The sequence below is a fragment of the Pontibacter locisalis genome, from assembly GCF_042684605.1.
In the GTDB taxonomy this organism is placed as follows: Bacteria; Bacteroidota; Bacteroidia; order Cytophagales; family Hymenobacteraceae; genus Pontibacter; species Pontibacter locisalis.
Genome location: NZ_JBHULU010000012.1, coordinates 281,136 through 292,740 on the forward strand (window position 1 = coordinate 281,136; position 11,605 = coordinate 292,740).

15 protein-coding genes are annotated in these 11,605 nt (G+C 43.1%); 9 read left to right on the top strand and 6 right to left on the bottom strand.

What is annotated here, in order from left to right; all coding sequences use genetic code 11:
- The first annotated feature begins 29 nt into the window (after positions 1-29).
- The 6 genes from ACFSRY_RS09320 to ACFSRY_RS09345 all read left to right on the top strand — a co-directional run bounded on the left by ACFSRY_RS09320 (position 30) and on the right by ACFSRY_RS09345 (position 4,140).
- A complete protein-coding gene (locus tag ACFSRY_RS09320) occupies positions 30-443 on the top strand; it encodes a DUF4783 domain-containing protein (protein WP_377505877.1) in 414 nt (137 codons plus the stop codon).
- Positions 444-509: 66 nt separating this feature from the next.
- Complete coding sequence (gene nadC, locus ACFSRY_RS09325; RefSeq protein WP_377505880.1) at positions 510-1,367, top strand: carboxylating nicotinate-nucleotide diphosphorylase; 858 nt, start codon at positions 510-512, stop codon at positions 1,365-1,367.
- Positions 1,368-1,478: 111 nt separating this feature from the next.
- Complete coding sequence (locus ACFSRY_RS09330) at positions 1,479-2,066, top strand: hypothetical protein (protein WP_377505883.1); 588 nt, start codon at positions 1,479-1,481, stop codon at positions 2,064-2,066.
- A gap of 107 nt (positions 2,067-2,173) precedes the next feature.
- Positions 2,174-2,482: a hypothetical protein gene (locus ACFSRY_RS09335; protein WP_377505886.1), complete on the top strand. Its 309-nt coding sequence runs from the start codon at positions 2,174-2,176 to the stop codon at positions 2,480-2,482.
- A gap of 152 nt (positions 2,483-2,634) precedes the next feature.
- The gene (locus tag ACFSRY_RS09340; protein WP_377506203.1) at positions 2,635-3,372 is read left to right on the top strand and encodes an SAM-dependent methyltransferase; all 738 of its coding nucleotides are present in this window, start codon (positions 2,635-2,637) and stop codon (positions 3,370-3,372) included.
- A gap of 9 nt (positions 3,373-3,381) precedes the next feature.
- Positions 3,382-4,140: a ZIP family metal transporter gene (locus ACFSRY_RS09345; protein ID WP_377505889.1), complete on the top strand. Its 759-nt coding sequence runs from the start codon at positions 3,382-3,384 to the stop codon at positions 4,138-4,140.
- A gap of 1 nt (position 4,141) precedes the next feature.
- On the opposite strand, the gene ACFSRY_RS09350 is transcribed toward ACFSRY_RS09345, so the two are convergent.
- Entirely contained in the window at positions 4,142-5,989 is a 1,848-nt protein-coding gene (locus ACFSRY_RS09350; RefSeq protein WP_377505892.1) for a M61 family metallopeptidase, read from the bottom strand.
- Between the two features lie 282 nt (positions 5,990-6,271).
- Here ACFSRY_RS09350 and ACFSRY_RS09355 point away from each other — a divergent pair, with 282 nt between their 5' ends.
- Positions 6,272-6,601 (top strand): Mpo1-like protein, encoded by a 330-nt coding sequence (locus ACFSRY_RS09355; RefSeq protein ID WP_377505894.1) that lies wholly within the window; start codon positions 6,272-6,274, stop codon positions 6,599-6,601.
- Between the two features lie 32 nt (positions 6,602-6,633).
- Here ACFSRY_RS09355 and ACFSRY_RS09360 read toward each other — a convergent pair whose 3' ends face one another.
- From ACFSRY_RS09360 to ACFSRY_RS09380, 5 genes are all read right to left on the bottom strand, one after another.
- Positions 6,634-7,017, bottom strand: a complete 384-nt coding sequence (locus tag ACFSRY_RS09360) for a hypothetical protein (protein ID WP_377505897.1) — start codon at positions 7,015-7,017, stop codon at positions 6,634-6,636.
- A 119-nt stretch (positions 7,018-7,136) separates the two neighbouring features.
- Positions 7,137-7,571, bottom strand: coding sequence for a septal ring lytic transglycosylase RlpA family protein (locus ACFSRY_RS09365; RefSeq protein ID WP_377505900.1), 435 nt, complete (start codon positions 7,569-7,571; stop codon positions 7,137-7,139).
- 17 nt (positions 7,572-7,588) lie between these two features.
- The gene (locus ACFSRY_RS09370; RefSeq protein ID WP_377505903.1) at positions 7,589-8,284 is read right to left on the bottom strand and encodes an alpha/beta fold hydrolase; all 696 of its coding nucleotides are present in this window, start codon (positions 8,282-8,284) and stop codon (positions 7,589-7,591) included.
- Between the two features lie 41 nt (positions 8,285-8,325).
- Positions 8,326-9,063 carry a hypothetical protein gene (locus ACFSRY_RS09375; RefSeq protein ID WP_377505906.1) on the bottom strand — a complete coding sequence of 246 codons (738 nt, stop codon included), beginning with the start codon at positions 9,061-9,063 and terminating at the stop codon, positions 8,326-8,328.
- Between the two features lie 35 nt (positions 9,064-9,098).
- Positions 9,099-9,407 (bottom strand): hypothetical protein, encoded by a 309-nt coding sequence (locus tag ACFSRY_RS09380; RefSeq protein WP_377505909.1) that lies wholly within the window; start codon positions 9,405-9,407, stop codon positions 9,099-9,101.
- Between the two features lie 246 nt (positions 9,408-9,653).
- On the opposite strand from ACFSRY_RS09380, the gene ACFSRY_RS09385 reads away from it, so the two are divergent.
- Both ACFSRY_RS09385 and ACFSRY_RS09390 read left to right on the top strand, forming a co-directional pair.
- Positions 9,654-9,881 (top strand): hypothetical protein, encoded by a 228-nt coding sequence (locus ACFSRY_RS09385; protein WP_377505912.1) that lies wholly within the window; start codon positions 9,654-9,656, stop codon positions 9,879-9,881.
- Between the two features lie 254 nt (positions 9,882-10,135).
- Complete coding sequence (locus ACFSRY_RS09390) at positions 10,136-11,500, top strand: serine hydrolase (RefSeq protein WP_377505915.1); 1,365 nt, start codon at positions 10,136-10,138, stop codon at positions 11,498-11,500.
- Positions 11,501-11,605: the final 105 nt, after the last annotated feature.

Genomic DNA, 11,605 nt, shown 5'->3' on the forward strand with positions numbered 1-11,605 from the left:
ATGTAAGGGCGAGATCACAAACATCTTTTATGAAAAATTTTAAACAGATTGCAGTTGTATTTTCGTTGTTTTTAGTGGCGGTGTTCTTTGCATCGGGCAGTGCTGTAGCACAGGGCGACGTAATGGGTGGCGTTAAGTCAGCTATCAAAGTTGGTTCCTCTAAAGATCTGGCGCGTAACTTTAATAGTGTGGTCGAGATTACTTTAGACGGAGGTGAAGCTACAAATTATAGCAGCACACAGGCGGAGTTCGTAATGAAGAATTTTTTCAGTAAGAATCCTCCGGTAGATTTTTCTTACAGCCACCAGGGTGCTTCTGATAAAGGCCAGCGCTATGCCATCGGTACCTATACTTCTAAGGCTGGAACTTACACCGTATTGGTGCGGATGAAGGAGTCAGGAGGTAAATATTTGATACAATCCATGAACTTTATCAAAGATTAAGCAGATAATTATAATATATTTAAGAAGGCTCGGAGTTTATACCGAGCCTTTTTTTATTTTTGCAACGTGAAACCGACATACCTGACTGAAAAAAGTATAAGCGAGTTTATTTCGCTGGCACTGGCCGAAGATATCGGTGACGGTGACCATTCTTCCCTGGCCTCTATTCCGGAGGATGCGCAGAACCAGGCGCGTCTTTTGGTGAAGGGTGACGGTGTGCTGGCAGGCGTTGAACTTGCTGGTTATATTTTCAAAGCCGTAGATTCCAGTCTTCAGGTGGAAGTGCTGCTACAAGATGGCGCCCACGTGAAGTATGGCGATATAGCATTGACTGTAAAAGGCAAGGCTCAGTCTATACTTACGGCAGAGCGATTGGTATTGAACTGCATGCAGCGAATGAGCGGTATAGCAACTTACACCAACTTTCTTACAGGCTTGATAGAAGGTACCGGGGCAAAGTTATTGGATACCCGCAAGACCACTCCTAACTTCCGCATTATGGAGAAATGGGCTGTTTTGATTGGCGGTGGCCATAACCATCGTTTTGGCCTGTTCGACATGATTATTCTTAAAGATAACCATGTGGATTATGCCGGCGGTATTCGTGAGGCTATTGAAGCTACACAGCGTTACTTGAAAAACAAGGGAAAAGACCTGAGGATTGAGGTAGAGACACGAAACCTGGAAGAGGTAAAACAGGTGCTGGAAACCGGTGGGGTTCATCGGATCATGCTGGACAATATGACACCGGCCATCATGCGTGAGGCTGTTGCCATGATTGGGGGCAAGTATGAAACAGAGGCATCCGGCGGTATAACTGAAGAAACAATTCGTGCCGTGGCAGAATGTGGTGTGGACTATATATCTGTAGGAGCCCTAACACATTCGATCAAGAGCATAGACCTAAGCCTGAAGGCTTACTAATAATAAAGATTGTGCTTCTGCGCTAAATGCAGGAGGTCTATTATTTTGCTATTCCATTTGCAGGTATAGCCGGAGATAGGGAGATAGCAGAGAGTTTTATTTTATTTATTTATGCAACAACCAAATCAAAGAGGTTTCAGAGCACCGCAGGGGGCAGCTCCAGGGGCTATTCGAACAAAAAAATACCAACTGGATAAAGATATGTTCTCCCGCATAGCTATAACGCAAGTGTGGAAGAAGGAGTGGTGGTATGCCCTTATCCCATTTGCTATTTTTATGATACCGGCTATTTTTAGCTTTTCCTGGTGGTGGGTAGTATTAGCGGTGGTAATAACTTTAATCTTTGTGCTGTTACGTTCAGCCCAGGTAATGGGTGTAACCCGCGTGGAGCAGGGAAATGTGCTTTTCGAGAAGCTAATGTACGAGATTGACAATCGCCAGATACTGATGAAGCGCAATGACCGTGAGGGAATGGCGCTTACCTGGGATATGATACAGAAAGCACAGCGTAAGGAGGATTCCTTCATGTTGTGGCTGCAGCCACCTGCTGCTAATCAACTGCCTGGTGGTTGGAAAGGCTGGGTAGCGCGTACATTTCAGGCGCCGATTTTCATCCTGCTGCCTTATCGGATCTTTAACAGCCAGAATGATATTAAGTTATTCGAAAGCATTTTGCGCCGTAAGAACCTGGTCGCATAGCTGTACCAGAACCTAAGTACGTTGTTACTTCGTAAATAATTAATAGATAATGCTTTGCATGTTAAAAATGTGAGGAGCATTCTAGGATAGAATAAAAACATACAAAAATGAATAAAAACATAATAGCAGTATTTGCCGCAGTTTGCGGTTTATCTATGGCATCCTGCGATACTCCATCGGATCTGAGACCAGATGAGAAAGTTTCTACAGAGTACGTAGAGCCAGGAACACGTAATACTTATAATGTATCTGACGCAGGCTCTCCGGAAATAGCTCCTGGTGCAGTGCAGCAAAGTAAGGTTGAGCAAAAAGAAATAATGCCTGATCGTGATCTTGGAGGAAACACAATTCAGCCTGGTGATAGTATTTTGGAAGTAACCGAAACAAACACAGAGGCTGGAGCAGTCCGCAATTAATATTAAACAACTTACCTAAACCTGCCGTTGTTGTGCAAACAGCAACGGCAGGTTTTTTTATGGTGTAACCTTCGTTTAGACCGGCACCTATTTATATAGCCGTGTTAAGATTATTCGGCTATATTTGCAACATTATTGCTTTTACCAGATTAATGGCACAACAGGATGTAGAATGGTTTAGTACATGGTTTGATTCGCCATACTACCATATATTATACAAAGATCGTGATTTGCAGGAAGCGCAGCTGTTTATGGACAGGCTGTTGGTCTACCTTCACCCAAAGCCCGACGAGAAGATCCTTGACCTTGCCTGTGGCAAAGGGCGCCATTCTGTTTACCTGAACCATAAAGGATACAATGTAACGGGCCTTGACCTTTCAGAGCAAAGCATAGCCTATGCTAAACAGTTTGAGAATGAGCAGCTGCATTTTGATGTGCATGACATGCGTGAGGTTTATAAGCCGGAGTATTTTGACTTCATCCTGAATCTGTTCACCAGCTTTGGCTATTTTGATAATGAAACGGAAAATGTAGTTGCCTTACAGGCCACCGCTGAGAGTCTGAAGCATGGGGGCAAGCTCGTAATTGATTTTATGAACACCGATAAAATCATTGAGCACCTGGTGGCTGAAGAGGAGAAGGAAGTGCAGGGTTTAAGGTTCAGGATTACCCGCAAACTGGAAAATGACTTTATAGTAAAAACAATACGCTTCAATGATGGTGGAGAAGAATACCACTTTGAGGAACGGGTTCGGGCACTGAGGGAAGAGGATTTCATGGAGTACTTCCGGATGACGCATTTGCGTCTGGTGGAGGTTTTTGGAGATTACCATCTGAGCCCTTATGACCCTGAAGAGAGTGATCGTATGATCTTTGTCCTTAAGAAATAAGCTGGCTGCATGATTATAGCTATACTGGTCCTTTTCTTCGCCGTTATACTGTCTGGGTTTCTGGTAAAGGTTTTCCCGCCACACAACACTAAGTGGCTAAAGATGGCACTGGCTTTTAGTGGTGCTTACCTTTTTACCATTACCATTATCCATTTATTGCCCGATGTGCTTCTAAACAGTAGCGACCGCGGGTTTCGGGTAGGATATTGGGTGCTGGCCGGCTTTTTCCTGCAACTAGTGTTGGAGCTGTTCTCCCATGGAGTAGAGCATGGGCATATCCATCACCATGATCATGGGCGCGTAGGCACTATGCCGTTTCTGTTGCTGGGCTCGCTGTTCATTCATTCTTTCCTGGAAGGAAGTATATTGGTAGAATACCAACATACAGCTGCAGCAGTTACTCATAATCATGGCGGAGACAACTTCTACACAGTACTGTTAGGCGTTACGATGCACCATATTCCGGCAGCATTTGCTTTGATGTCGGTGTTGCTGTTTCGGTTGGAGAACTTCCGAAAAGCTTTCCTGTGGCTACTGATCTTCGCACTAGGTTCTCCGTTAGGTATTATTTTCAGTAACACAGTTCTATCTCAGGAGGCTCCTGGCGGGTTAATATATACAGCACTTACAGGGTTAGTGGCAGGTAACTTCCTGCATATCTCTACCACCATCCTCTTCGAGACCAGTCCAGACCATCACTTCAACCGGAACAAGTTGATTGCAACATTGCTGGGGCTTTTGTTAGCTCTTGCCGGAGACTTTATCTAAGCTATTGCCCTGGCTCTCCTACTTCAGCATTGCTTTTACTCTTCAGTACCTGCTGTTTTAGTGATTGCTGAGCTTGTGAGGCCTCCACATTGTCTTCTACAACAAATTCTAGCTCTACACTTAGTTCTTTAGGTGTAAAGTTCTTCTTGTACATCTGGTTTTGGCGTATATAGGCTATCTCTACAGAATCTGGCGTTTTTACCTCTAGTAAAGGTTTCAGTAGTTGATAAATGTTTTCCTCTGTGAGCACTTCCCCATTCACAGCATACAGAACATCATACCTTTTCAAGTCGAAGCCATTATTCATAGGTTCTGCTATCCAGAAAAACTTTCGCTGCTTTTCGTATCCTAACCTGAATTCTCCAAAGGTGTGCTTTATACCCTGCTTTTTATCTGTGAAGTTCCACCCTATTTTGTTGTAGTACTCCTGGTAAGGAAGAGGTGTATTGCCAATTACATACGCATCAAAGAACTGCCGGATCTCCGGATATGTGTTTTCAACAATCACATCAATCAACTCCTCATCTTTAAAAGGCTTGTTGGGTCCATACTTTTTAGAGAGGTCCAGCATGAGCTCCCGAAGTCCCATTTGCCCGTTGCTTAATTCCTTCAGGCGAATATCCAGCATGAAGCCAATAAGGGCTCCCTTCTGATACACGTTGCCATACATTTCCTGGTACTCCGGCTCAATAATGCGGCGGCTCATCTCCGTAAAAGAAACATTTTTATACTTACTTGTCTCCCGCATTTTCTCCATCATCTCCTCCTGAAATGTCTCATAGCTTTTCAGACCCTCATGCAGCTGCACCAACTGTGAGAAATACTCTGTTACACCCTCATACAGCCATAGGTGTTTTGATAACTTAGGGTCTTTGAAGTCAAAATACTCTATTTCCTCACTATGAATATTAAGAGGAGTTAGGATATGCAGGAATTCATGAGAAGCCACATCCAGAACCATACTGCGTAAGTCCTCACCTGTCTGCTCAGGTAGAAAATAAACAGAGCTATAAGAGTGCTCTAAGGCACCAAACCCCCCAAACTTGGTTACTTTGGATTGTCCGAGTTGCGGGAAGTACATGATAAACTGGTAATTATTAACTGGCATACCACCGAAGAAGCTGTTTAGGGCAGTTGCCAGCGGTTTTATCATTTCACGTATGCTGTCAGCTTTCACCATGCCTGTTTCGGAATGTACCGCTACTGAAACAGTTGTATTGCCTGTGCGGAAACTTGCCGTATCAGGGCGGCTATACATGACAGGGGCATCAGCGAGTTTTACAAAATCATCTGCCTTTATCTCATCCCTCTCCGGTGTAAGGCGGGACACAGGCAACGAGGTAGCAGCATACAGATGTGCCGGCTTTTCGACCTGTATCGTGTAAGGCAGCATTTTGTAACCGTCCAGATAACCATAGAAGCCAAAGTGGTTAATCATAAAGTTCTTGTTGGCATCAATGTTTGTACCACCAGGCTGGAAAATATAGTTATCGTCTTTGTTAACATCCCAAGTATCGTCTACCAGGTACTCGATGCGGGCGAGCTTGTGCGCTTTGCTGATTTCAAAGAGGTTCTTTCCCTGCTGCGATGTTTTCAGCTTTCTACCTTTGGCATCATAAGCTCTGAATTTACTGATAAACCTTCCATAGTCTTTCTGGGCATAAGAGCCGGGGATAACACTCGGAATAATATAGGTGATCTTGTTTTCTTTTACATCAGGTGTATTTATTACCACCTTTACCTTGTCATCAGTAACATTTTTGAGGTCGAGGGTGATATTGTATGACTCCTGTGCAAGCACGAGGCTGGAAAACAGGAGCAGTATGCTTAGCGATAAAATGCGTTTCATAGAGGTATACGGATTGACTAACTACACAAAGAAAGCTTTATTAAATATAGCTAAAATAGAAGCACAGTGCAGGTTGTTTACTTTGTTGTTACAAAAAACAAGCCAGTGCGAATAGCACTGGCTTGCTTACAACACCATAAACAAAACATGAGAAACTTTATAACCACCTTAAAGGTCTGGTTATATGTCAACCGTTGAGTTTGGAGAATGTTTGCTGGCATCGGAAATGTTAGCAAAAAATTAAACTTTTATTTAAATTAAGTAAAAGTGCTATAGTGGCTTATGGAACAGCAAGAATCTCAGCGGTATACTTCATTTAAAGAGTTTTATCCTTATTACCTATCGGAACACCAGAATACAACCAGCAGAGTGCTGCACTTTATTGGCACCGCCTTACTGATTATTGTGGCTATAGCTGCTGTTTTGTCTGGGGAATACGTGTGGTTACTTCTGGTGCCTGTAATCGGGTATGGCTTTGCGTGGGTAGGGCATTTCTTTTTTGAACGGAACAAGCCTGCTACGTTTAAATATCCTTTCTATAGCCTCGCCTCAGACTTTAAGCTGTTCTTTGACATACTGCGCGGGAAACAGGATTTTAAGAGCAAAAGGTAATCTGCTCTTCTTTTACGCTCCTAAATAGGAGTTTACATAATGGTGGAGAGTACCGTAGCAATAAGTGCCTTAACCGTGATCACAACAGCATTGGAGGTAGGTGCTGCGTCTGAATCATCTTCTTCAGAGGCGAACGCGTTTTTAAAATAGGCAATGGGGCTGGCAAGTACTTCTGCATCCAATACAGATTTATCACTTGGTTTAACCGCCACTTTTGCTTTCGATTTTGCGTGTTTTTGATCTTCTGTTTGTACTGCAACTGCAGCATTTTGCTGTACAGACTGCTGTTGTACTGCAGTAGTACCGTTATTATTGCCGTTGCTATTGGCCTGTGCAACAGGGACAACAATCAGGCACAACAGCACGACAAGCGCCATTGGCATAAGTTCCCGTACATGTTGCCACAGTTTTATCATGCTCAAATGTAATAGTTTCATTTATAATAATCAAGAAACTAGTTGTATAATTTAGGGAAGCTTAAGTTTTGTAAGGTTAACGTAATAATATATATTTTGTTGTATATTTATCGAAGCATTTATTTTTTGGTGGCAGGTTTAATTACTTTCACTTTAACTGGCACCACTCCCGCTTTTTTTGAACCTATTCTATTGGCAGCAGCTTCGGAAAGGTCTACTATTCTGCCTTTTACAAAGGGCCCCCTATCGGTAATCTTAACCTTTACAGATTTGTTAGTTTGCAGGTTAGTTACCTTTACTTTGGTGCCAAAAGGAAGCTTTTTATGTGCCGCAGTTAGTTTGCCCTTACGGTATGGCTGTCCGTTTGCCATAGCACGCCCCTGCAACTTAGGACTGTAATAAGAAGCCTTCCCTTCTTCAGTATAGCCACGTTCGCCAAAGCTGGGTGCTGAGCTGGCACAGGAAGCTAAACCAATAACAGTAGCGATGATCAGGCCTGAGTGCTTCAGCTTACTATAATGAGGGGAACTTAAGGAAATGAAATAGGAGTGCATAAAAAAGGGTGGAGATATTAAATCGCAGCTTTGGTAAAAGTAAGAATTTCGTTTACGAGCCTCTCCACTGGTACGAGTTCAAGTGGGTGCTTTGTATCCGGCAACACTAATAGCCGGGCATTGGCCAACAGGCGGTATGCCCATAAAGTTTCTTCTAAACCCACCATACTATCGCGGTCACCTACAGCAACCTGCACGGGCAGGTGAAGCGAAGGCAGGTTTTGTGGGTTGAGAGGCGGCTTTTGTCCCAGGTGCTGCATCATTTCAGCTGTTTTATGCATCAGTTCTTTCCAGTCTTGAGGAGCATGTCGATTTCTAAGAGTTTCCGCAAACTGAGGGACTTTAAGTTCTATTTTTTCAGGGTCCAGTAGCTTTGCTTCTTTTGCAGCGGCCTCCGGTGACCAAGCAAACTTTGTGGCTAAGGTGAAAATGCTCCGCACCCGCTCCGGGTTTTGCAGAGCAAAGGTAAGGGCAGCATAGCCTCCCATGCTATAGCCAAATATGTGGGTTTGCTCTATTCCCTCCTGCTCCATCAGGTTTAGAATGTCTTGCGAAAACAAGGTCATGCTAAACGGCTCCGGAGAAATAAGACGACCGCCATGGCCTGAAAAGTCCAAGGTGTAAACATTAAACTGACCCTGAAGCTTATCCTTAATAGCTTCTAAAGTAGTTGCTGCGCCCAGTGCTCCGTGTAGCAGCAGAAGGTTTTCCATAGTGTAAAGAGAGTGAAGTGGAAGAAGCCTATATCTCTAAATTATTGTCTGATCTGGTAGTTATAAACCTCCATTGCCTGAGTCAGCTTGTCCTTCTGGAAAAGGTTTATAACGAATTGAGCACCTAGTACTCCCACTCCTGCATACATCAGGGGTGAAACCTGAACACCTGCATTGGGGTCATTGGAGTTATCTATAGACACAAGAGCTCCTGCTGCCAGCAAACCAGCGCCTAAAATGGTTACACCTGTGTTTATAAGTTTATCCCGTCTGTATTTGTTAAGTATGTCCATACTAGCTGCGTTATCAGCTAGTGCCTGCTGCAGGTTGTTGTAGTCCATTATATAAAGCGGACCCTCATCTTTAGAGAAGAAATAAATACGCCTGCGGTTGCTGCGCGGTACGCCATATCCATAAGGAGAATAGCCATACCCATAATCGTAGGTGGTGCGTGAGGTATAAAATTTATCGATCCTTGGACCATCAAGTATGCGCTTGGCAAAATCATCGTAGCTGTTCCCAGCCTCCACACGTGCAAAGTAGCCATCCTCGTTCTGGTAAGCCGCCACCATACTGGGATTATATTTTAAGGTATCGTTTACCAGGAAATGGTTTGACTTAAAGATCGGCGACTTTAGTTGTAGCTTATCGGCATAAACAATCTGCCCGTTCTGCAGCTGTAAAAAAAACCGGCCTTGCCTGCCTTCTCCAATCTGAGCATGGGATGCTGTTGCGCTTAGAAGTAAGCAAAATAGTAGAAAGTAAAAATTTCGTTTCATTTTATTGTATGGTATGGGCAGGAGCTCCTGCAAATTTAAAACAGAAAGAAAAGCATTACGACCATTCCCGCCAACGCCAGGTATACCCAACGCATCAGCTGTCTTCGATGTTTACTTGGAACAAAGTTGCTGATCAACATCACAACGAACAAAAGGCACAAAATGTATAGCAGAATAAATGTAACTGCTTTCACCCAGTTAGGGACAACAGTATTCTCAGGCTGCAGTTGATTGCTTGTACCCAAGTCTTCCAGCAGCCACCGCAAACCAATAAAAACAAGTGCCTCGAATACTACAAAGTATAGCAGCCAGGTAAGCGAACTGTACTTCCCGTTATTGTTCATTCTGCAAATATAATAAAGGGTGCTGCCAAAGGAGCATACATTCAGATAACGCAAGGGAATTTGAAACAGAGGCTAAGACATGCTATGTGTATAGCTTCAGTTTTAGCTTTACTAAGATAGTAATATTTTAATGTATTTAAATGAATACCAATGATATAATTATAATAAGAATCTTGTTGTATCTCCGCTGGTTTTGAAACAATTCTCACCCATAACACCGTTAAAATACCAGAAAGGTGTTGGAAAATGAGGTTATTGAAGAATATTAAATTAGATAATTATAAATACTACTATGGTAGTTCACCCCGTAAGATCTTTAGCGTAGGCTATGAAGACCTTACCACGGTTATATATTACCAGGATAAAGACAACCACTATACGTTAGTGGTTGCGAAAAATGATGACCCTCCGTTAATACTTGAAAAAGATATTTCCAGAGCAGAAGCATTTAGATTAATGAATACCCGGTTGTAAAGCAGCCGGGTTTATTTTTGCCATCTCTTTATTCCCCTTCTGGAGTTTCCCCGGTTCAATTACAAGATGCATCAAACTACCCTTACTGGCTCTTCCCTTCCTTTACCTTCTAAAAGCGAACAAGATGTCCTAAAATGAACACCTCCTGCAACGATTTTATAATCTAAAATACATGTAAGTTATTGATAGATAGCGCTTTGGATAAATGGCATGCGAATTGGCTACCTAGGTTTAAAAAAGAACAAAATAAAACTATGAAAAACCTATTCCATTCCATTCAATTCAAATTGCTATCTGCTGTTTCCTTATTCTTGCTATGCCTGATCAGCATTAATGCAAAGGCGCAGGATGTTGCTTCAAACCTTACGCAATACATCGATAGCCACTTACAACAAGGTACCTTTAGTGGTACAGTCGTCGTAACTGAAAAGGGTAAGCCTATTTACAGCAAAGGCTTTGGTATGGCTGATTACGACAAAAGTGTAGCCAATGGTGCAGAAACAAAGTTCCGCTTCGGGTCAATTACGAAATCATTTACGGCAGCTTTAATATTACAGCTTCAGGAGCAAGGAAAGCTTCATGTGCAGGATAAGCTAAGTAAATATCTTCCTGACTTTCCGAATGCTGATAAAATTACCCTGCACCATTTGCTTACACACACTTCAGGATTGGCAAACTATACCGATACCTGGAGCAACGTGTATACCCAACCTGCCTCCGCTAAAGAACTTATTAATTATTTTAAAGACAAGCCTATGCTTTTTGAGCCAGGCGCTAAGTTTAGCTATTGTAACTCAGGCTATGTGCTGCTTGGGCACGTTGTTGAGATAGTAACAGGCAAAACTTATGAGCAGGCGCTTTCGAAGAACATCTTTAAGCCGCTGAAAATGACTACTGCAGGTCTTGAGGGAGGTAGCAAAGCAGTTCGGGGAATGGCTGTTGGCTACAATCATAATGGTGCAAAGCGTAAACTTAGCAACCCGATAGATATGAGCTGGTGCTGGGCTGCAGGTGCTATTTATGGCACTGCTGCTGATCTGGCCAAATGGGACGAAGGGCTAAGAGGAAATAAGATACTGAGTGAAGAATCTAAAAAACTAATGTATGCTGCTGAGAAGAATAACTATGGCTACGGCTGTGTGATTGACTCTTTGTATGGTGAATTAAGAATCTCCTATAGTGGTGCAATAAATGGCTTTAAGGCAAGCTTTATTCGCTTCCCTGGTAAAGAAACCACTATTGCGGTATTAAGCAACTATGAGTCGCAGCAGGTAAACGGGCCTATTGTTAAAGATGTGACGGCAATTGTTTTCGGAGAGAAGTATGAGGTACCGGTAGTGCGCCATATAGTAGCAATGCCTGCTGCTAAACTAGCGTCTTATGTAGGAGAATACCAGGTGTCCCCAAAGTTCGCTTTCAAAGTCACACTAGAAGAAGGCCAGTTGTTTGCAGAAGGTCCTGGACAAGACAAGTTTGAGATCTTCCCGGAAGCAGAAGACAAGTTCTTCCTAAAAGTGGCCCCGGCACTGATCTCATTTGAAAAAGATGAGGCAGGGAAAGTAGTTAAAATGTTGATGCACCATGGTGGCAGAACTATGCCTGCCGTACGTGCTAATTAGATTACCTAAGCTTCAAAATGAAGAGAGGCGCCTTTGGTACAGGCGCCTCTCTTCATTTTGAAGCTTAGGTACCGTTGTATCGTATAGGTCTTACATGAATATTCG

Coding starts and splice junctions, on each gene's coding strand:
- ACFSRY_RS09330 (WP_377505883.1), top strand. CDS start 1,479: ATGCAACAACCAAATCAAAGAGGTTTCAGAGCACCGCAGGGGGCAGCT.
- ACFSRY_RS09390 (WP_377505915.1), top strand. CDS start 10,136: ATGAAAAACCTATTCCATTCCATTCAATTCAAATTGCTATCTGCTGTT.
- ACFSRY_RS09355 (WP_377505894.1), top strand. CDS start 6,272: ATGGAACAGCAAGAATCTCAGCGGTATACTTCATTTAAAGAGTTTTAT.
- ACFSRY_RS09360 (WP_377505897.1), bottom strand. CDS start 7,017: ATGATAAAACTGTGGCAACATGTACGGGAACTTATGCCAATGGCGCTT.
- ACFSRY_RS09380 (WP_377505909.1), bottom strand. CDS start 9,407: ATGAACAATAACGGGAAGTACAGTTCGCTTACCTGGCTGCTATACTTT.
- ACFSRY_RS09320 (WP_377505877.1), top strand. CDS start 30: ATGAAAAATTTTAAACAGATTGCAGTTGTATTTTCGTTGTTTTTAGTG.
- ACFSRY_RS09340 (WP_377506203.1), top strand. CDS start 2,635: ATGGCACAACAGGATGTAGAATGGTTTAGTACATGGTTTGATTCGCCA.
- ACFSRY_RS09335 (WP_377505886.1), top strand. CDS start 2,174: ATGAATAAAAACATAATAGCAGTATTTGCCGCAGTTTGCGGTTTATCT.
- ACFSRY_RS09385 (WP_377505912.1), top strand. CDS start 9,654: ATGAGGTTATTGAAGAATATTAAATTAGATAATTATAAATACTACTAT.
- ACFSRY_RS09350 (WP_377505892.1), bottom strand. CDS start 5,989: ATGAAACGCATTTTATCGCTAAGCATACTGCTCCTGTTTTCCAGCCTC.
- ACFSRY_RS09365 (WP_377505900.1), bottom strand. CDS start 7,571: ATGCACTCCTATTTCATTTCCTTAAGTTCCCCTCATTATAGTAAGCTG.
- ACFSRY_RS09370 (WP_377505903.1), bottom strand. CDS start 8,284: ATGGAAAACCTTCTGCTGCTACACGGAGCACTGGGCGCAGCAACTACT.
- ACFSRY_RS09375 (WP_377505906.1), bottom strand. CDS start 9,063: ATGAAACGAAATTTTTACTTTCTACTATTTTGCTTACTTCTAAGCGCA.
- ACFSRY_RS09345 (WP_377505889.1), top strand. CDS start 3,382: ATGATTATAGCTATACTGGTCCTTTTCTTCGCCGTTATACTGTCTGGG.